This window comes from Lysobacter humi (ex Lee et al. 2017) (assembly GCF_054781815.1).
Genome location: NZ_BAAGTR010000005.1, coordinates 345,643 through 362,265 on the forward strand (window position 1 = coordinate 345,643; position 16,623 = coordinate 362,265).

The window sequence follows — 16,623 nt, forward strand, 5'->3', positions numbered from 1 at the left end:
ACAACCAAGACCGAAGTACCGGGGAGCAGGGCCGATGGCCGTCAAGATCGAGAAGAAAATCAAGGGCTACAGCGTGATCAGCGCCGAGGACCGCGCCCGCGAAGCCCAGGCCGCCGCGCCCGCCGCCGCCGCCGAGCCCAAGACGGCCGACGTGATCCAGATGCACGAGCGCCTCGAGCGCCCCGAGGTGCTGATCGGCTCCACCTACAAGATCAAGACCCCGCTGGTCGAGCACGCCATGTACGTGACGATCAACGACATCGTCCTCAACGCCGGCAGCGAGCACGAGCAGCGCCGCCCATTCGAGGTCTTCATCAATTCGAAGTCGATGGACCACTTCCAGTGGATCGTCGCCCTCACCCGCATCATGTCCGCCGTCTTCCGCAAGGGCGGCGACGTGACCTTCCTCGTCGAAGAGATGAAGGCCGTCTTCGACCCGCGCGGCGGCTACTTCAAGGCCGGCGGCGTCTACATGCCGAGCCTGGTCGCCGAGATCGGCGCCGTGGTCGAGGACCACATGAAGTCGATCGGCCTGATCCATGACCCCGAACTCAGCGACGCGCAGCGCGCGCTCATCGCCGAGAAGCGCGCCGCCTACGAGCGCGCCACCCAACCTGCGGCCAACGAGTCCGTCGCCGTCACCGGCGAAGGCACGTCGTTCCCGCCCAGCGCGACCATGTGCCACAAGTGCAGCACGAAGGCGCTGGTGCTGATGGATGGGTGTGCGACTTGCTTGAATTGTGGGTACAGCAAGTGCGGGTGAGTGAAGGCAGCTGCTGAACCAATGAAGGCCGGACCAATCGAGTCCGGCCTTTTGTTGTGTGCCTGCCTAAGGTCACGACGTTGATGCAGAGCCTGGCTCTTCGGTTTCGAGACCATTCATGAGCCTATTAGACCTCGACGAACTTGCGGAGCGGGTCCGTACACCGGCAGCACGGTCCTTTCTTCGAGAGGCCCTAGCGTGCTACCGCGTAGGCGCATACAGGTCATGCGTTATCACGACCTGGATTGCACTCGCCTACGACGTTGTCGACAAACTCCGAGAGCTTGCATTGTCGGGCGATGCCGCAGCACAGGCCGAAGTGTCGCTGTTCGACAAAATTCATCGTGATCGCGACACCACGGCAGCGCTAAAGTTCGAGCGAGAGCTTCTTGAGATGGCGCGGGTCAAGTTCGAGCTCATAACGCCAATCGAGCAGATGGACCTAGCTCGGCTCTTCGACGACCGCAACCGATTTGCGCATCCAAACATCAATCAAGATGCCGGTGCACATGAGGCAACGGCGGAGCTTGCGCGGCTACACCTGCGCAACGCGGTTGAACATGTGATGCAGCGGGTTCCGGTTCAGGGGAAGGCAGCGCTGGGCGATATCCGATCAGCGGTCGAATCACCCTACTTTCCAAAGAGCGCAGATGACGCCGTTACCGCGCTTGAGGCTACGCCGCTAAAGCGCGCCAAGCTTCCCGTGATCAAGGAATTTTTCCTCGGATGCTTAAGCTCCCTCGTCATGGAAGGCCTGAACTCCGAAGATTTCGACCGCCGCGTTGCCGCTTCCGAAGCCTGCCGTCGCCTTCATCCGGAGGTAGTCAACGAATTGATAAAGGAGCGTGTTTCTGGGCTCTTTGACAAGTCGCCAGACAAGGGGCTCCCCTATCTAGTTGTTCTGATTGCGAGGCTTCCCGACTACGCATTAAGAATTAGCGCTGCCACACGGGTTCGGATGAAGGAGTACACGAAGAATGTTGGAACGAGCCAACTAGGAATTCTCGCCTTTGCAGTCGACGTACCGTTCCTTGAGAGCGAGGCTCAGGACCGGCTTGCCGCTGTATCAGTTGGCGAACTAAAGACAGCCGCACAACAGACCGGGCGCGCAGCAAGCAATCCGTTCGTGCGCCGTGCGATCGAGCTTTACGAGCAGTCATCAAGCTGGGAGAACGCTAATTCTCTTGCGTCCGTAATCGTTGAATCGATGATCAGCAAGCTAAATGCGGCTGATGGCCTGCGGCTGCTCCTCGCAGGTCGAAACCCCGAGGTGCGTGAGAGCTTTAGGTACCCGCCGCTCGTGAGCAAGCTGCTTGAGCACGGCTACGTCACCAAGCAGGAGGTATCGAAAGCTATCAAAGAGCACAAACTGACGGCACTCGAGGACTTAGTCGCATCTGCAATCGACGACGATGATCCGTTCTGACTTGCGCAGAAGCTAACGGGGTCCAGGTTCACTTCCCGAGGTCTATGTCCGTTGCTTTCCTAGCTGAAAGGCTCGGTAGCAACGAGAGACCCGAAGGGCGGTCGACAAGATGTCGGCCGTCGCCACCCGAGGCAGGATGCCGAGTGTGGCGATCCGCGCAGTCGTGTCCGATCGCGAGCTGTAGATCCGTCGGGGAAGCTGCTTTCTTTTGGTTACTTTTCTTTGCAGCGGCAAAGAAAAGTGACTCGGGCGCGCCAGCGCACGAAACGCTTCCGCTTCCAGTGCCGGCGGCGAAGTGGATTGTTCGTCTATCCCGCCAACCACCTTCAGCACACCACTCGCTTAGCTCCCGCCGTCTCCCCTGACGTGAGCTCGCGTCCGAAGCCACAAGGTCCGGAGCCGGCAGCAGAGCGTCGCGCAGACCCCGCTTCCGCGCCGCTCTCCGACGCACGTCACGCTCCACATCGGGCGCACGCGGCCCTCAAGCCGGACAATGGACGACTGACCATCGACCCAGTGCCCATGAACCGACTGACCGTACTGAGCCTGCTGCTCGTCCCCGCCCTCGCGCAGGCCGCCTACACCTGCGACCCCAACGCCCAGCCGGCGGAGATCCAACAAGCCTTTGGTGTCGAGCTGGAGCGCCTGCACGCCGAGCAGAAGGCGGCCGAGACCGCGCATCAGGCCGAGCTCACGAGCCGGGCCGATGACCTCGTCCGAACGGGCGCATGGACCGCTGCCGATCGCGGCAAGTTCTTCCAGGACCTCATGCTCGACGAGACGTTCAAGGCGGAAGAAGCGATCAAGGCCGATTACCTGGCCGCGTTCATGGCGAGCCTGCAGGCGGCCGAGAGGGCGTCGGGCAAGGATCCGGCCGCGGTCTGCAAGCATGCGGACGACGCATTGGCCACCTTCGGCGAGATCCGTAGTTCAAGCGAACGCCAGTGGCAGTACATGAAGGCCCAGATGGCGCTGGTTCCGCCCAAGATCCGGTAATTCCGGCACACGGCAAGACGAGAGCGGAAAGACGAGGGCAGGACGGACATGCCCTCGAACTCGCCACCCGAGTCTTATCGAGAGGCCCGAAGGGCGACGCGCAGGACGCGCGCCGTCGCCACCCAGTGAGGAAGCGCTGCTTGCGAGCCATTGGCTCGCGCGCTAACGAATGCCCGCTGCGCTGCGGCGGGCCAAAGGATGCCGAGTGTGGCGATCCGGGGCGTGCTCGCCCGATCGCGAGCTGTAGATCCGTCGGGAAAGCTGCTTTCTTTTGGTTACTTTTCTTTGCAGCCGCAAAGAAAAGTAACTTGGGCGCGCCAGCGCACGAAACGCCTTCACCGACACGCCTGACAATGGCGAAACGAGCGTCGTTTCAACGCGCGGGCGCTTGAGTCCGACCCTATTCCCGCACTGCCGAAAGGAAAAGGGGCCGGGCCCTGAAGCGAACCCGACCCCTGCTTCCATTCTTACGACGTCACTGCTTGAAGTCGATCCAGGCCCGCAGCAGCTTGTGGGTGCTGAGCCGCCTGCCATTGTGCGTGGCGATGTAGAGCCGGGTCAGCTCCACGCCTTCATAAGGATTGACGCCCTTCGTGCTTGCGAAGATGTAGTCGATCTTCCGCTTCTCGAGCAGCGTGTTCCGACCGCCGCGGCGAACCCTCTTGTTGCCGGCGACCTGATCGACCTCCCAGAACTTGCCGGACTCGGCACTGCCCAGCCCCCCGTTGCGCGTGACTCGATACAGCGCGTCCATCGCGTCGGAGTCCGGGGTGGAATTGAAGTCACCCGTGAGCACGATCTTGCGATTCCCCATCTGGGGCTTGAGGATCGCGGCGATCTGCTGCGCCTGTTGCGCGCGGATGGCGAGATCCTTCGCGGCGTCCGTGCTGGCGTCACCGGCCCAGAGATGCGTGGTGCACAGCCGCAGCATGCCCGGGACATTCACCTGGGGAACGTCCGCGCACAGCAGGAAGAACGCCCGGCTGCCGATGTAGCCGGCTTGCCCGGGCAACTTGCCGTCCACTTTCAGAGGCTCGGCCTTCACGTTCGCGAGCCTGGACCGTGCAGCGATGACGAGCCCCTTTTCGCCGTCTCCCCCGCATTCCGGCTTCGTCCTCATTCGCACGAACTCGAACTTCCAGCCCAAGGGACGCAGCTCGGTGCGGATCTCCTTGAGGTCTTCGCTGCAGACCTCCTGCATGGTCAGGACATCCGCGCCCCTCCGGGCTTCGGCGGCCACGCCAGCCCATCGCTTCTTGCCCTTCGAATCCCCGGAACGATCGCCCGCGATGTTGTGGTCGACCACGTGCACCTTCGCTGCGACGGCAGCAGTCGAAATCATCGCCATCGCAAGGCCGAGTGCCGTCACGAGCGTCGCGCGGGCAGTTCCTGAAACGTCCATCATGTGTGCAGCTCCGTTGAAGGAGCCGGCGTTCTAGCACACGCCGTGTGTGCTCCGTGGCGGCAGTTCTGTCACGAGGCGACCGACTCAGAGTGCACTTCTTCAACCTCGGTCGCCGACCGGCATCGAGAGGCACGAAGGGCGACGCGAAGGTTCCGCGCCGTCGGCACCGGATCGGGAATTCCTGCTTGCGCGCCGTCGCTCGCATGCCGACGAACCCTGCAGCGCCGCGGGAGGCTGCAGGAAGCGCAGTGGGGCGATCCGCGCAGACGTCGCCGGTCGCGAACTGCAGCTCCGTCGAGGAAGCGGCTTTTCTCGTTACCTTTGTTTGCAGCGGCAAGGAAAGTGACCCGGGCGCGCCAGCGCACGAAACGCCTCTGCCGCCGGTGAGGGAAGCGAACCCGACTCGAGTGATGCCGCCGGCTAAACTCCACGGTCACCCTATCCACCGGCAGGAACCTCGATGACCTCCACCACCACCGCCTCTGGCCTGCAGTACGAAGACACGGTCGTCGGCACCGGCCCCGAGGCCCAGCCCGGCCGCAACGTCACCGTGCACTACACCGGCTGGCTCTACGAGAACGGCGAGCAGGGCCGCAAGTTCGATTCGAGCAAGGACCGCGGCGAGCCCTTCATCTTTCCGTTGGGCGGCGGCATGGTCATCAAGGGCTGGGACGAAGGCGTGCAGGGCATGCGCGAAGGCGGCGTGCGGACGCTGATCATCCCGCCCGGCCTGGGCTACGGCGCACGTGGCGCCGGCGGCGTGATCCCGCCGAACGCCACGCTGAAGTTCGAGGTGGAGTTGCTGGGCGCCTGAGCGGCCGCGGTGCGCGACACCCCGCGGATCGTTTGCTGCGCACGGATCCCGTCCTCGCCCCACGTCCCCACGTCCCCACGTCCGCGAGCGTCCATCACCGCCCGGGCGATGCGGCGCGATGCACTCCAAGCCGGCAGCGCACGTGCCCCCGGGTCGACACGCCTTGACCCGGGGGCGTCCCCGCACGAGCATCGGTCCGATCCGATCGGGGGAACTACGATGTCCAAGCGAGTCGTCATGGGTGCAGTCCTGGCGTGCATGAGCACCGCGGCGGCGGCGCAGGATTCGGCCCAGTACGCGCAGATGAGCCGCACCAGTTGGGACGCGTTCGCGTGCGCGGCGCTGGCGTCGACGATGCAGTGGCGGGAGCGGCACGACCAGCTGGTCAATTACGGCTACGCGCAGGGCAAGACCTTCCTGACGGCGCTGGCCGCGGGAAAGATCAAGCAGTACGACACGTTCTCCAGGACCCCATCCGCCTTCCCGATGCGAGGTGCCGACCCCTCGCCGGATTTCGTGCTCGGGCGGGTCTACGAAATGGCGAAGACACACGCGCTCCGGGATGTCGTCACCCCCGAGAACCGCGGGCAGGACGACCTGCAGAAGTCACTCGCAACGACGAAGTACGAGACGCTGCAATGCAAGGCGCACTCGTGAGGGGCCGAGAACAGCGGTGAGCGTGGTGCCGTCTCGACTGCGCTGGCCCAGCGACGTCGAAGGACCTCACCGCGGCGCCATAGGCGCGCCGCGACATGCCGATACGACGCGAAGCAGCCATGGACTTCATCGCACTCCTTCCGCTCCTGCTCGCACCCCTCGCCGTCGCGATCAGCATCTCCACGACGATCGTCGGCCGCCGTCGCGTCAACGAGGCCCTGCGCACCACCTTCCATGCACTGCGCTTCGACACCCCGGCGGGCGTGGTCGGCGGCGACGCCCTGCGCGTGGTCAAGATCTTCAGGCAGGGCCTGCCGTTCGCCTACGACGATGTCTTCACCATTCCCGTCGGCCCGCGACAGATCTCCGATTCGTTCTGGTACTGCATCGGCCCCGGGCCGTCCTACTTTTTGGCCATTCCAATGGTGGAGGTGGGCTTCGGGAAGGCGAAGGTGGACTGGGTGGTGCGCCCGCTGTCGCTCGAGCGCATGCGCGCGGCGCTCGTCGACTTCCCGGACGTGCTCGCACTCGAGGCGTAGCGCCGCCACGGCGCTGGACGGATGTGCGCGAGGCCCGCACAGTCGCCGGCTCCTGCATCCATCGGGATCGACCGCGTGCGCCACCTCCCCCTTCTCGCCCTGTTCCTTCTCGCCTGCGCGCCCGCCCGGGCCGCCGATGCGCCGCGGGTCACGGGCGTGCCCGACGAGGAGGCGGTCGAAATCCGTGAACTCCTCCGCCTGACCGGTTCCGAGGACATGGCCCGGCAGGTCATGCGGCGCATGCTCGACATGCAGAAGCAGGGCAGGAACGAACGCGAGCAGGCGCTCATCGAACGCTTCGCCGCCAAGCTCGACGTTTCCGAGCTGCAGGACGCGATCGTCCGCGTGTATGCGGAGCACTTCACCGCCGACGAGGTGCGCGGCATCAACGCGTTCTTCCGCTCACCCGCCGGGCGCAAATACGTCGCCGAAATGCCCGCGATGCTCCAGGACGCCATGTCGATCGGCCAGGCCTGGGCGGCCGCAAAGGCGAAGGCGCTGGACGAGGAACTGCAGCGCGAGATGAGCAAACCGACCTCACTGTGAAATGCGGGCGCAACGGCCACCGGCGGTCGCACCGCGAGGCGGAGCCCTGCACCACGCCCACACGCGCAAGCGTAGAGTCCCGCCGTCGCCCCTCTGGAAAGACACCCATGAAATGCCCCGTCTGCACCGACATCGACCTCGCGATGACCGACCGCCAGGGCATCGAGATCGACTACTGCCCCCGTTGCCGCGGCATCTGGCTCGATCGCGGCGAGCTCGATCGCCTGATCGAACGCGCCGAGCGTTCCGAGGCCGCCCCCGCGCCGCGCCCGACGCCGCAGCCGCCACCGACGTACCCGCCGCGCGAGCAACCCGGGTACTCCAGCCAGCACGACCACCATGGCCATGCCGGTCAGCACGGGCACTACAAGAAGAAGCACAAGTCGCTGCTGGGCGAGCTGTTCGACTTCTGACGGGAGCCACGAGGGAAACCGGTTGGCGGGTGCTCGCACGTCGACCCCGGCGCGACGCACGACGCTAGGCGACGCGACCGGCACCGCCGAGAATGGGCGCATCGCTCTGCGGGCCCTGCCATGCGCCACCTCGCGCTCCTGCTCTGTCTCGCCACGTGCACGGCCGGCGCCGTCGTCATCCGCGACGACGTGCCCGACCTGCGCTACCGCGCTTCGGCGGCCGACTTTCCCGCACTCGCGGACATCGCCGTCGAAGGCCACGGCGTGCTGATCGCCCCGCGGTGGGTGGTCACCGCGGCGCATGCCGTCACGTGGCAGCATCGGGTCGACGTGGTGGTGGTGAACGGCGTGCCGCGCGAGGTGGCGAAGGTGATCCTCCACCCGGGCTACAGGAAGCTCCCGCAGGCGATGATCGATGCGGCCCTGAAGGCCGACGACACGCGCGAGGTGCTGGATTTCCTCTCGAAGTCGGATGACGTGGCGCTGATCCAGCTTGCCGCGCCGGTGACCGACGTCGCGCCCGTGGCGATCCACCGCACGCCGGTCGTGGGACAGACCATCCGCATCATCGGCAAGGGCGCGACGGCGACCGGCCGCGACGGCCATGATCCGCACGGCCCGAATCGCACCGACCTGCGCCAGGCCTTCAACACGCTGACGCGGTCCGAGGGCCGCTGGCTCGCGTATACGTTCGATGCACCGCCGGCCGCGCTCCCGCTCGAAGGCTCGGCGGGCAACGGCGACAGCGGCGGCCCCGTGCTGGTGGACGCCGATGGCCGATGGCAGCTTGCGGGCCTCACGTCGTGGAAGCACGTGGACGGCAAGCCGTCGGCCTTCCGTCCGAGCCGCTACGGCCAGCTCAGCTACGCGGTGCGGCTGGCGGCGTACGTCGACTGGATGGAGACGACGATGGCGGCGGAAGGCAACTAGCCATCCCCCTTCGGGCCATGGCCTGCCGATGTTGAGCGCCACCGCGCGGGGGCGGGCGGATGGCTGCCGAGGCCGCGTTCGCAGTGACGGCCGATGCAGGCCCGCGGCGCCCCATGCCGCGCCGCGCGCGTTCCCCCTACACTCGCGGCGCGCAATACCGCGCGGAAAAAGGGGGACATGCCCATGCGTTCCAAACTCGTCGTCGCGAGCGCGCTCGCCCTGCTCGCCGCATCCGGCACCGCGCCGGCGGCCAATCCCAACGACCCCTGGGCCTACTGCTGGGCGCAGACGAAGGGCGCGAAGAAGTTCATCTATTCGGCGCCGATGCAGGTCGCCAGCAGCGATCGCAATGCGCTGGACCCCGCGTGGCAAGCCTTCGCGCAGCAGAAGCTCGGCGGCGCACTGGAGCGCGCGGCATGCAACGGGGGCTATGCCGAGTCCGCAGCGCCGGAAGCCTTGAAGATGCACGTGGACCAGTCGAAGGCCGCGGGCAAGCCCGTCGAGATGACCGGTTGGGTGTGGGGCCAGGGCTGATACGACACTGAGCGGCTCGTCGGCGGCCCGCCGATGGGGCGGGGTCCGGATCATTCACCCACCTCGCGCGCCGCCGCACCGAGCCCACGCATCCCGTCCGCGATGCCATCGCCGACGCCGTGGACCTCTCGCGTGACGTCCGCAGCGTCGTGCGAGAGGTCCGGCACCTCATCGGTGAGCTCGCGGACGTCATCGGCGACGTCGCCGATCTCGCACCTGCGATCGCGGAGGTCATGCACAGCGTCCCGACCTTCGACGACGACGTCGGTGATGCCGTGTCCGGCGTGATCGACGTCATCCGCGGACCGATCGGCCGCGCGTCGATCCGCCGCGGTGCCTCAGCCGCGCAACGCCGCCACCGCGGTGATCGCCCGGTCCACCTCCGCCTCGGTATTCACCAGGCTCGGCGCGAGACGTGCATAGCTCACCCGGTACGGGCTGGTGCTCGCGACGATCCGCCGCTGCGCGAGCGCCTTGACCACGTCGCCGGGCGCCATGCCGTCGACCTCGAAGGCGACGAGCCCCGCCGAGAGCTCGCCGCTGCGGGGCGTGTGCACGCGCACGCGGCGGTTCTCCGCGAGGCCCGCCTTGAGTCGATCGTTGAGCTCGCGGATCCGACCCGCAACGCGCGCGCGGCCCATCGCGCGGTGCATGCCGAAGGCGGCCGCCATCGCCCACTGATGCTCGTAGGCATGGAAGCCGCCGGGCGATACGCGTGCGGCGGTGGTCGGCGTGGTCGGGGCGCGGCCGGTCTCCCAGGCGGTGTACTGCTCGAGGTCGCTGAAGCTCGGCACCAGCGGGTCGAGCCGCGCCCACGCCGCCGGTCGCGCCCAGACGATGCCGGTGCCGCGCGGCGCGAACATCCACTTGTGCGTGCCGGCGCAGAAGAAGTCGCAGCCGAGGTCCGGCACGTCGACGTCGGTGGAACCGAGCCCGTGCACGCCGTCGAGCACCAGCAGCGGGCCGCCTCCGCCGGGTTTGATCGCCGCAGCGATCTCGCGCATCGGCAGGCGCATGCCCGTCGACGAATGCACCCAGGTCAGGCCGACCACGCGGGTGCGCGGGCCGATCGCACCGCGCAGCGCGGCGATGATGCCGTCGGGCGTTGCGGTGGCGGCGTCGTCGAACAGGCGCACGCGGCGCACGCGCGCGCCGTTGCGCGCGGCGGCCAGGCGCACGGACTCGTGGTGCGAGTAGTGGTCGTGCTCGGTGACGAGGATCTCGTCGCCGGGCTTCAGGCGCAGGCCCTGGTAGACGAGCGCGAGGCCCGTGGTGGTGTTGCCGGTGAGCGCGATCTCCTCCGGGCGCGCGCCGATGTAGGCAGCGACCTCGGCGGCCACGCGCAGCGGCAGGTTGTCGGCGTCGGGGCCGAACATGCCGTGCTCGACGGCCACGTACGGATTGCGGTCGATGGCGCGGCGGTAGCCGTCGATCGCCGTACGCACGGGCGCGGGATGGCTCGCGATGTAGAAGCTGGCGAAATGCATCCACGCCGGATCGAGGTCGAACTGCGCGCGCACGCGGTCCCAGCGCGAGAGGTCCGGCAGGGCGGGCGTGGCGGCCTCGACGGCGGCCAGCAGCCGCAACGGGAGCGACGCCGCGGCGAGCGCGAGCGGCGCGGCGAGCAACTGGCGGCGGGTCGGCATGGCGAGGCTCCGGCGGGCTTTCGTGGACGCTACGCCGGAGGGCCGGGCGTGCGGGCGCCGCGTGTCGGCGCACCGGTGCCGCGCGTGCTGCACGCCGATCCGGGCGCGGCGCGCTCCGGGATCCCTGTGTATCGTCGTGCAACCGCGATCGCGCGCTCCTCTGATCGGCCGATGCCCGCCACCGTTTCGCGGCCGCGTGCCGCCCTAATGCTCGCGGGCGTGCTCGCGGCCACCGGTTGCGGTCACGACGCGGACGCGGACCTCCAGGCGCGTGGCTGCCTCGGGGTGCATGACCTCGCCACGCACGGGGCGACGTACGCCGGCCGCGACGTCCCCGTCTGCGGCTGGATCGATTCGGCGGCGCGCGACGGCCGGCTGCGGCTCACCGAAAGCATGAAGCCGCAGACCCGCGTGGTCCTGCAGCTGCCTGCCGCCCCGAACGGCGATGCCGGCGTGGCGCGCGTGCTGGATGCGGTGGCGGGCTGGCGTCATGGCGGGCGAATGCCCGGGTTCGAGGGGCGCTACCACGGGCGGCTGGAGATGCGCCGCGGCGGCGAAAACGTGCTGCACGTGGCACGCATCGACCGGCTCGATGGCCAGCAGACCGAGTAGCAGCCCGATGGCGTGTGCCGGCCGCGCCGTCCCACCGCCGCGGTGTCGATCGATAAGATCGGCACCTCGCCCCTCCGACGCCCGCCATGCACGCACGTACCGAACTGCGCACCGCCGCGTGCACGATGGTGATCGAGCGCCAGGCCGATACCAGCCTGCACGTGACGATCGAGGGCCATGACGTCGGCGAGTTCGGCGCGCTGCCGATGCGCTGCCTCGAGGCCTTCATGCCCGCCACCGGCTCGGTGCGCCTACGCATCGACGCGCGCCGCGCGCGGGGCGCGGCGCTGCAGGTGAGCCACGACTGGGCGCAGTGGCTCGCGGAGCATCGCGGGCGCCTCGAGTCGGTGAACATGCACGTCGCCTCGGCCTACGTGCGCGTGATCGCGGACTTCGTGCGCCGCTTCGCCGGGCTCGAGGAGCTGATGCGCGTCGAGGCCTCGGGCTCCGCGCTGCCGCGCTAGCCGCCGCGCGGTGCGGCGCGCGCCGACCGGCGCCGGCCCGCCGCGTACGCGCCGGCCCTAGACTGCCGGCTCCCCGCCCGGAGAATGTCGATGGAAACCCAGCAGCTCCACCGCGGCCGCCTGATCGATCATCTGCAGCTCGTCGTGCGCGATCTCGCGGCGAGCCGTCGCTTCTACGATGCGATCATGCAGGTGCTCGCCGTGCCGCTCGGCGGCGAGGGCGACGACTATTTCTGGTATGACGAGCTGTTCGTCTCGACCGCCGACAGCGAGGCCGCGCAAGGCCGGCTCACGGGGCGCCACCACCTCGCCTTCCAAGCGGGCGACCGGGCGACGGTCGACGCCTTCCATCGCGCCGGGCTCGACGCGGGTGGCAGCGACAACGGCGCGCCCGGCGAGCGCCCCTACCATCCCGGCTACTACGCGGCGTTCCTGCTCGATCCGGACGGCAACAACATCGAGGCGGTCTTCCATGGCGAGGCCCGGCGCAGCGCGGCATCGGTGACGGTCACGTTCTGACCCGCCGATGGCGCGTCCACACGCATCCGCGACACCACCCGCGCCGCCGAGCCCATGACCCGCGACACCGCACACGCGCGCTTCGATGCACCGCTCCGGCGCCCCGCCGATCCCGGCGACGCCACGGGCTGGACATTCGTGCGATTGCCCAAGGCCGTGAGCGACGCCCTGCCGCGACGCGGACGCACGACGGTGGACGGCACGTTCGCCGGCGCGCCCTTCCGCGCGACGCTCGAGCCGGACGGCGAGCTGGGGCATTGGCTGAAGGTCGATGCGGAACTGCGCGCGGCGGCAGGCGTCGAGCCCGGCGCGACGGTCACGATCACGCTCGCGCCCGTGGCACAGGAGCCCGAGCCCGCGGTCCCCGCCGATCTCGCACAGGCGCTGCAGGCGCATGCGGACGCGGCGGCCACGTGGGCGGGCACGACACCCGTCGCGCGGCTGGACTGGATCCACTGGATCACGTCGGCCAAGCAGGCATCGACGCGCAGCAAGCGCATCGCCGAGGCCTGCGACAAGCTCGCCGCAGGCAAGCGCCGCGTGTGCTGCTTCGATCCGTCGGGCTTCTACAGCAAGGCGTTCGCGCCGCCGCGCGCGGCGGACTAGCAGCGACGATCAGCCCGCGGGCATCGCGCGGCCTGTCGGCAGGGCGTGGTGCGACGCCGCCCGACAGCGCGGCGTCGCATCGACGCCACGCCGCGAGCGACGGATACGACGCAAGGGACGAGGAATGCCGCGAACACGGGCAAACCGGATACGGCCGCTTGCGGCATCATGCGCGCTCCTCGAATTTCCACCGGACCGGATGCCATGACCTCACCCCTTCGCCTCAGCCTCGGCCTCGTCGCCCTCACCGCGCTGAGCGCCTGCACCCGGGACGCCGCGCCGCCGGCGCAGGACGCGAGCGTGCCGACGTCGGCCGCCGCGCCGGCGAGCACTCCGCCCGCAGCGCCGGCCGCCGAGGCGGCGTCGCAGACGATGACGATGGAGCAGGTCGATCGCTACCTCGCCGCGACCGCCGCGCTCGGCAAGGCCACGGAGGCCGATCCGGCGCTGGAGGACGTGGTGTCGGTGAACATCTCCAGCGACACCGAAGCGCAGCACGCGGCGCGGCTGGCCGCGAACCCGACGGTGATGTCGGCGCTCTCCCAGGCCGGCACGAACCCGACCGAGTACGCGCGCATGGCGCAGCTGCTCCCGGCGGCCTTCTTCGCCTACGGCATGCTGGAGGCGGGCCAGCTCAAGGAAGTCCCGAAGGGCATCGACCCGGCGCTGATCGAGTTCATGAAGGCGCACGGCGCGGAGATCGCCGCGAAGATGAAGGCCGCGGGCCAGCTCTGACGCGAGCCGACCGCACGCGGCCCCATGTACCGGGCCGCGTGCGTGCCGTCGACAAGAACGACAAGGGCCGTCTCGACGCCACCGGTGCGTTCGACGTCCTGCGTCGCGTGGATGCCTCAGCGCGCCTTGCGCGGGCAGCGATGGCGCACGACCGGCGTCGCCTCGTTCGATACGTCGGTGAGCTTCCGTCCGGACGCGTCGAGCCGGAAGTGCGACATCGACAGCCAGCGCTCGCCCTCGCCGCTCAGCTCGGCGATCAGCGCGATCTCGCGCGCGCCTTGCGCGACCACCGCCCGCACCGGGCCACGACTCTCGTACCACTGGATGGTCCCGGCCGAGATCACCAGCCGACTGTCATCGAGCGCGCTGCCGCATTGCTTCGGCATGCTGTTCCATTCGCCCTGGAAGGCGGCGGGGATACTGGTGACGCGCTGCGCGGCAGACGCAGGGACGGCGATCAGTAGGCCGGTAAGCAGCAGGCTCGACAGACGCATGGGCGGCTCCTGGAAGGGGGCGCACGAGTCTGGCCGACGCGGTGTCATGCGTACGTCCCGATGCGCCGTGACTGCTAGCATCACACCCGCATAAGGGGATCGGCATGAAGCACATCTGGATCGGCGCGCTGCTCGCGCTTTCGGCATGGACGGGCGCGGCCCGCGCGCAGGCGATCACGGTCGAGGTCGGCGGGAAGCCGATCGCGATCGCGTCGCCGGGTCCGCTCGAGCGCGCGAGCGAGGCCGCGCCGACGCTGTTCACCCTCTACCAGGCCGGCCTGCCGACCACCCATCGCCTGGTCGAAGCCTTCATCACGCCCGGCGACCTCGAGCGCACGCTCACCGGCCAGCCGGTCGACGACGTGAGCTACCAGGTGCAGGTGATGCGCAACGTCGAGCACGTCGACCTCGGCGAGGCCGATTGGCGGACCCTGCGCCCGCAGATCATCCGCGAGGTGGCCTCGCTCGACGCGACGACACTGATCGACGGCCAGGAGTCGGCAGCCAGCCAGCGCATCAGCGACGCGGCGGGCGTGGCCGTGGACCTGGCGTTCGGTGAAATCGGCAAGCTCCAGCCGTACGGCGACGACTCGGGCTCGGTGCGCTTCCATGTCCTGTTGCCGGTTTCGGTCGAGGTCGCCGGCGTGCGCCGTACGATCGAGCTGCAATCCGCTGGTGCGGCGCTCCCGCTCGGCGGTCGCCTGCTGTTCCTGTATGCGTTCCGCCGCCACCGCGCCGGGGAGGACGCGCGCGTGGTCCGCGCGGCGCTGGATCACTGGGTCGAGGCGACGGTCGCCGCCAATCGCAGGTAGGACCGAGCCCGGGCGAAACGCCCGAGCGATTCCCTCCCGCTGGTGCCTCGCGCCGCGCAGCATCGCAGCCGCCCTTGCAAGGGAGTCCGAACGCGCCGTCCCGCCGAACGCGTCGCGCATGCCATCCATCGAACCCTGCCGGCCGGGAGGCCGCCATGCGATCCCTCTCCGAACGCATCGAATTCCTGCTGGTCGTCGCCATCGCCTTCGGCTATTTCATCGTGGGCGGGCTGCTCTCGATCGCCGCCGCGCCGACCGCGAACCTCGCGGTGTTCACCGAGGCGGGCCTGGCCTGGCTCGTCGGTTTCGAGATCATCGTCGGCGCGCTGCTCGCCGTCGGGCTGGCGGTGCGCGGTTGGACGGCGAAGGATCTCGGCCTTGATTTCACCGCAGGCGACGTCGCGAGCGCAGCGATCGTGGGCGTGGGTGCGTGGGCGGCATCGCTGGTGGCGGCTTTTTCCGCACACGCGCTCGCCGGCGCAACCGGACCGGTGTTCGAGCCGGTCACCGATGGCGCGTTGGGGCTGACGACGATCGTCGCGGTGTCGATCGTGAATCCGCTGTTCGAGGAAGTGTTCGTCTGCGGCTATGTGATCCGCGCACTGCAGCGCAGGCACAGCATCGCCTTCGCGGTGAACGTCAGCGTTGCCCTGCGGGTCTCGTATCACCTCTACCAGGGCGGCACCGGCGCGGTGTCGATCATTCCGGTGGGGCTGGTCTTCGGTTGGTGGTTCGCACGCACGGGTCGGCTGTGGCCGGTCGTCATCGCCCATGGGCTGCTCGATCTGGTCGCGCTCGCCTCGCTGGCCGGATCGGGCTGACGCCGCACCGGCGCGGTCACTCCGCAAGCCGGCGAGCATTTCGGACGTCGCGCCCGGAGATCGCGACGCGCTACTTCGGCGGTTCGGCCAGCACGTGGTCGTAGCTGATCACGCGCGCGAGTTTCCAGGTGTCACCGTCCTGCCGCCAGACGTCGACGAATCGGCCGGTCTCGGTCAGCCGGTCGGGCTTTCCAGGCTGCAGCGCGAAGAAGCGGTGCGTGCCCATCTGCATCGCGCCATAGTTGTTCAGCACATGCACGGTCATGCTGCCGGGGACCAGCTCGCGGCGCGCGCGGAAGTTCTCGCCGGTCTTCTGGCGCTCGCAGCCGACGCGCACGTTCTCGACGAAGCCGGCGCCCGTCGTCGCGATGCGCCCGCCCTTGTCATGCAGGAACTCGAAATCATCGGCGACGAGGCCGGCAAGGACGTCGGGCTTGCAGTTGAACACCGCGTCGAACAGGCGCAGGTCGAACTCGGCGAGTCGCGCGACGAGCTCCGGCGATGCCGGCGCGGCACCGGGCGTCAGCCGTATCTCCGCAGGCGCGGGCGTCGCGGGTCCGGCGGCCTGCACGGGGCCGGATGCGGCGAGCCCGCCGAGGAGCGCGATCGCGAGACGAACGGTGGAGGGTCTCATGGCGTACATGCGGCCTGTGGAAGCGGCCCGGAACGGGGCAACAGCAGACTAGTGCAACAAGCGGCGGCGCGCTGGCCCCGGGTGGGCGGACCGGTTCCGGGCGTCGTGCTCGATGCCGGCCGTGCCTGCGACACCGGCTTTCACCGAGCCGTGCGAAGCTGCACGCACACCGCAGGTGTGCTGCGGCGATGGGAGTACGCGATGAGCAAGGGCATGGACCGCAAGAAGGAAACCAAGAAGAAGGCGGCGAAGACCCC

General features: G+C 68.6%; 22 protein-coding genes. 17 read left to right on the plus strand and 5 right to left on the minus strand.

Features of this window, described 5'->3' with window-relative positions:
• The first annotated feature begins 34 nt into the window (after positions 1 to 34).
• From ACYVJJ_RS05295 to ACYVJJ_RS05305, 3 genes are all read left to right on the plus strand, one after another.
• Positions 35 to 763, plus strand: coding sequence for a TSCPD domain-containing protein (locus tag ACYVJJ_RS05295; RefSeq protein WP_460831707.1), 729 nt, complete (start codon positions 35 to 37; stop codon positions 761 to 763).
• 118 nt (positions 764 to 881) lie between these two features.
• The gene (locus tag ACYVJJ_RS05300) at positions 882 to 2,189 is read left to right on the plus strand and encodes a hypothetical protein (RefSeq protein WP_460831709.1); all 1,308 of its coding nucleotides are present in this window, start codon (positions 882 to 884) and stop codon (positions 2,187 to 2,189) included.
• Between the two features lie 522 nt (positions 2,190 to 2,711).
• The gene (locus tag ACYVJJ_RS05305; protein ID WP_460831711.1) at positions 2,712 to 3,185 is read left to right on the plus strand and encodes a hypothetical protein; all 474 of its coding nucleotides are present in this window, start codon (positions 2,712 to 2,714) and stop codon (positions 3,183 to 3,185) included.
• 475 nt (positions 3,186 to 3,660) lie between these two features.
• On the opposite strand, the gene ACYVJJ_RS05310 is transcribed toward ACYVJJ_RS05305, so the two are convergent.
• Positions 3,661 to 4,590 carry an endonuclease/exonuclease/phosphatase family protein gene (locus ACYVJJ_RS05310; protein WP_460831712.1) on the minus strand — a complete coding sequence of 310 codons (930 nt, stop codon included), beginning with the start codon at positions 4,588 to 4,590 and terminating at the stop codon, positions 3,661 to 3,663.
• Between the two features lie 460 nt (positions 4,591 to 5,050).
• Between ACYVJJ_RS05310 and ACYVJJ_RS05315 the strand changes: the two genes are divergently transcribed.
• The 7 genes from ACYVJJ_RS05315 to ACYVJJ_RS05345 all read left to right on the plus strand — a co-directional run bounded on the left by ACYVJJ_RS05315 (position 5,051) and on the right by ACYVJJ_RS05345 (position 9,023).
• Positions 5,051 to 5,404 carry an FKBP-type peptidyl-prolyl cis-trans isomerase gene (locus ACYVJJ_RS05315; RefSeq protein ID WP_460831714.1) on the plus strand — a complete coding sequence of 118 codons (354 nt, stop codon included), beginning with the start codon at positions 5,051 to 5,053 and terminating at the stop codon, positions 5,402 to 5,404.
• Positions 5,405 to 5,623: 219 nt separating this feature from the next.
• Complete coding sequence (locus ACYVJJ_RS05320) at positions 5,624 to 6,061, plus strand: hypothetical protein (RefSeq protein WP_460831716.1); 438 nt, start codon at positions 5,624 to 5,626, stop codon at positions 6,059 to 6,061.
• A gap of 119 nt (positions 6,062 to 6,180) precedes the next feature.
• Positions 6,181 to 6,600 (plus strand): hypothetical protein, encoded by a 420-nt coding sequence (locus tag ACYVJJ_RS05325; protein ID WP_460831717.1) that lies wholly within the window; start codon positions 6,181 to 6,183, stop codon positions 6,598 to 6,600.
• A gap of 156 nt (positions 6,601 to 6,756) precedes the next feature.
• On the plus strand, positions 6,757 to 7,146 hold the full coding sequence (locus ACYVJJ_RS05330; protein ID WP_460831719.1) for a DUF2059 domain-containing protein: 390 nt from the start codon (positions 6,757 to 6,759) through the stop codon (positions 7,144 to 7,146).
• Between the two features lie 107 nt (positions 7,147 to 7,253).
• Positions 7,254 to 7,559, plus strand: a complete 306-nt coding sequence (locus tag ACYVJJ_RS05335) for a TFIIB-type zinc ribbon-containing protein (protein ID WP_460831720.1) — start codon at positions 7,254 to 7,256, stop codon at positions 7,557 to 7,559.
• A 120-nt stretch (positions 7,560 to 7,679) separates the two neighbouring features.
• A complete protein-coding gene (locus tag ACYVJJ_RS05340; protein ID WP_460831722.1) occupies positions 7,680 to 8,489 on the plus strand; it encodes a S1 family peptidase in 810 nt (269 codons plus the stop codon).
• Positions 8,490 to 8,672: 183 nt separating this feature from the next.
• Positions 8,673 to 9,023, plus strand: coding sequence for a hypothetical protein (locus ACYVJJ_RS05345; protein WP_460831724.1), 351 nt, complete (start codon positions 8,673 to 8,675; stop codon positions 9,021 to 9,023).
• Positions 9,024 to 9,073: 50 nt separating this feature from the next.
• Here ACYVJJ_RS05345 and ACYVJJ_RS05350 read toward each other — a convergent pair whose 3' ends face one another.
• Positions 9,074 to 9,262 carry a hypothetical protein gene (locus ACYVJJ_RS05350; RefSeq protein ID WP_460831726.1) on the minus strand — a complete coding sequence of 63 codons (189 nt, stop codon included), beginning with the start codon at positions 9,260 to 9,262 and terminating at the stop codon, positions 9,074 to 9,076.
• A 99-nt stretch (positions 9,263 to 9,361) separates the two neighbouring features.
• On the minus strand, positions 9,362 to 10,669 hold the full coding sequence (locus ACYVJJ_RS05355) for an aminotransferase class V-fold PLP-dependent enzyme (protein ID WP_460831727.1): 1,308 nt from the start codon (positions 10,667 to 10,669) through the stop codon (positions 9,362 to 9,364).
• A 171-nt stretch (positions 10,670 to 10,840) separates the two neighbouring features.
• On the opposite strand from ACYVJJ_RS05355, the gene ACYVJJ_RS05360 reads away from it, so the two are divergent.
• From ACYVJJ_RS05360 to ACYVJJ_RS05380, 5 genes are all read left to right on the plus strand, one after another.
• Entirely contained in the window at positions 10,841 to 11,281 is a 441-nt protein-coding gene (locus ACYVJJ_RS05360; RefSeq protein WP_460831729.1) for a hypothetical protein, read from the plus strand.
• 86 nt (positions 11,282 to 11,367) lie between these two features.
• A complete protein-coding gene (locus tag ACYVJJ_RS05365; protein ID WP_460831731.1) occupies positions 11,368 to 11,745 on the plus strand; it encodes a hypothetical protein in 378 nt (125 codons plus the stop codon).
• A gap of 90 nt (positions 11,746 to 11,835) precedes the next feature.
• Positions 11,836 to 12,264: a VOC family protein gene (locus ACYVJJ_RS05370; protein WP_460831733.1), complete on the plus strand. Its 429-nt coding sequence runs from the start codon at positions 11,836 to 11,838 to the stop codon at positions 12,262 to 12,264.
• Between the two features lie 54 nt (positions 12,265 to 12,318).
• Entirely contained in the window at positions 12,319 to 12,870 is a 552-nt protein-coding gene (locus tag ACYVJJ_RS05375) for a YdeI/OmpD-associated family protein (RefSeq protein WP_460831734.1), read from the plus strand.
• 204 nt (positions 12,871 to 13,074) lie between these two features.
• On the plus strand, positions 13,075 to 13,605 hold the full coding sequence (locus ACYVJJ_RS05380; RefSeq protein ID WP_460831736.1) for a hypothetical protein: 531 nt from the start codon (positions 13,075 to 13,077) through the stop codon (positions 13,603 to 13,605).
• 116 nt (positions 13,606 to 13,721) lie between these two features.
• Here ACYVJJ_RS05380 and ACYVJJ_RS05385 read toward each other — a convergent pair whose 3' ends face one another.
• Positions 13,722 to 14,099, minus strand: coding sequence for a hypothetical protein (locus ACYVJJ_RS05385; RefSeq protein ID WP_460831737.1), 378 nt, complete (start codon positions 14,097 to 14,099; stop codon positions 13,722 to 13,724).
• A gap of 104 nt (positions 14,100 to 14,203) precedes the next feature.
• On the opposite strand from ACYVJJ_RS05385, the gene ACYVJJ_RS05390 reads away from it, so the two are divergent.
• Together ACYVJJ_RS05390 and ACYVJJ_RS05395 are read left to right on the plus strand one after the other, a co-directional pair.
• Positions 14,204 to 14,911: a hypothetical protein gene (locus ACYVJJ_RS05390; protein ID WP_460831738.1), complete on the plus strand. Its 708-nt coding sequence runs from the start codon at positions 14,204 to 14,206 to the stop codon at positions 14,909 to 14,911.
• A gap of 155 nt (positions 14,912 to 15,066) precedes the next feature.
• Positions 15,067 to 15,732 (plus strand): CPBP family intramembrane glutamic endopeptidase, encoded by a 666-nt coding sequence (locus tag ACYVJJ_RS05395; protein WP_460831740.1) that lies wholly within the window; start codon positions 15,067 to 15,069, stop codon positions 15,730 to 15,732.
• Positions 15,733 to 15,802: 70 nt separating this feature from the next.
• On the opposite strand, the gene ACYVJJ_RS05400 is transcribed toward ACYVJJ_RS05395, so the two are convergent.
• Positions 15,803 to 16,366, minus strand: coding sequence for a nuclear transport factor 2 family protein (locus ACYVJJ_RS05400; RefSeq protein WP_460831741.1), 564 nt, complete (start codon positions 16,364 to 16,366; stop codon positions 15,803 to 15,805).
• Between the last annotated feature and the right edge of the window lie 257 nt (positions 16,367 to 16,623).

Bases quoted from the DNA above. Each gene is read 5' to 3' on its own strand.
- ACYVJJ_RS05295 (WP_460831707.1), top strand. From the start codon at position 35: ATGGCCGTCAAGATCGAGAAGAAAATCAAGGGCTACAGCGTGATCAGC.
- ACYVJJ_RS05300 (WP_460831709.1), top strand. From the start codon at position 882: ATGAGCCTATTAGACCTCGACGAACTTGCGGAGCGGGTCCGTACACCG.
- ACYVJJ_RS05305 (WP_460831711.1), top strand. From the start codon at position 2,712: ATGAACCGACTGACCGTACTGAGCCTGCTGCTCGTCCCCGCCCTCGCG.
- ACYVJJ_RS05310 (WP_460831712.1), bottom strand. From the start codon at position 4,590: ATGATGGACGTTTCAGGAACTGCCCGCGCGACGCTCGTGACGGCACTC.
- ACYVJJ_RS05315 (WP_460831714.1), top strand. From the start codon at position 5,051: ATGACCTCCACCACCACCGCCTCTGGCCTGCAGTACGAAGACACGGTC.
- ACYVJJ_RS05320 (WP_460831716.1), top strand. From the start codon at position 5,624: ATGTCCAAGCGAGTCGTCATGGGTGCAGTCCTGGCGTGCATGAGCACC.
- ACYVJJ_RS05325 (WP_460831717.1), top strand. From the start codon at position 6,181: ATGGACTTCATCGCACTCCTTCCGCTCCTGCTCGCACCCCTCGCCGTC.
- ACYVJJ_RS05335 (WP_460831720.1), top strand. From the start codon at position 7,254: ATGAAATGCCCCGTCTGCACCGACATCGACCTCGCGATGACCGACCGC.
- ACYVJJ_RS05340 (WP_460831722.1), top strand. From the start codon at position 7,680: ATGCGCCACCTCGCGCTCCTGCTCTGTCTCGCCACGTGCACGGCCGGC.
- ACYVJJ_RS05345 (WP_460831724.1), top strand. From the start codon at position 8,673: ATGCGTTCCAAACTCGTCGTCGCGAGCGCGCTCGCCCTGCTCGCCGCA.
- ACYVJJ_RS05355 (WP_460831727.1), bottom strand. From the start codon at position 10,669: ATGCCGACCCGCCGCCAGTTGCTCGCCGCGCCGCTCGCGCTCGCCGCG.
- ACYVJJ_RS05360 (WP_460831729.1), top strand. From the start codon at position 10,841: ATGCCCGCCACCGTTTCGCGGCCGCGTGCCGCCCTAATGCTCGCGGGC.
- ACYVJJ_RS05365 (WP_460831731.1), top strand. From the start codon at position 11,368: ATGCACGCACGTACCGAACTGCGCACCGCCGCGTGCACGATGGTGATC.
- ACYVJJ_RS05370 (WP_460831733.1), top strand. From the start codon at position 11,836: ATGGAAACCCAGCAGCTCCACCGCGGCCGCCTGATCGATCATCTGCAG.
- ACYVJJ_RS05375 (WP_460831734.1), top strand. From the start codon at position 12,319: ATGACCCGCGACACCGCACACGCGCGCTTCGATGCACCGCTCCGGCGC.
- ACYVJJ_RS05380 (WP_460831736.1), top strand. From the start codon at position 13,075: ATGACCTCACCCCTTCGCCTCAGCCTCGGCCTCGTCGCCCTCACCGCG.
- ACYVJJ_RS05385 (WP_460831737.1), bottom strand. From the start codon at position 14,099: ATGCGTCTGTCGAGCCTGCTGCTTACCGGCCTACTGATCGCCGTCCCT.
- ACYVJJ_RS05390 (WP_460831738.1), top strand. From the start codon at position 14,204: ATGAAGCACATCTGGATCGGCGCGCTGCTCGCGCTTTCGGCATGGACG.
- ACYVJJ_RS05395 (WP_460831740.1), top strand. From the start codon at position 15,067: ATGCGATCCCTCTCCGAACGCATCGAATTCCTGCTGGTCGTCGCCATC.
- ACYVJJ_RS05400 (WP_460831741.1), bottom strand. From the start codon at position 16,366: ATGAGACCCTCCACCGTTCGTCTCGCGATCGCGCTCCTCGGCGGGCTC.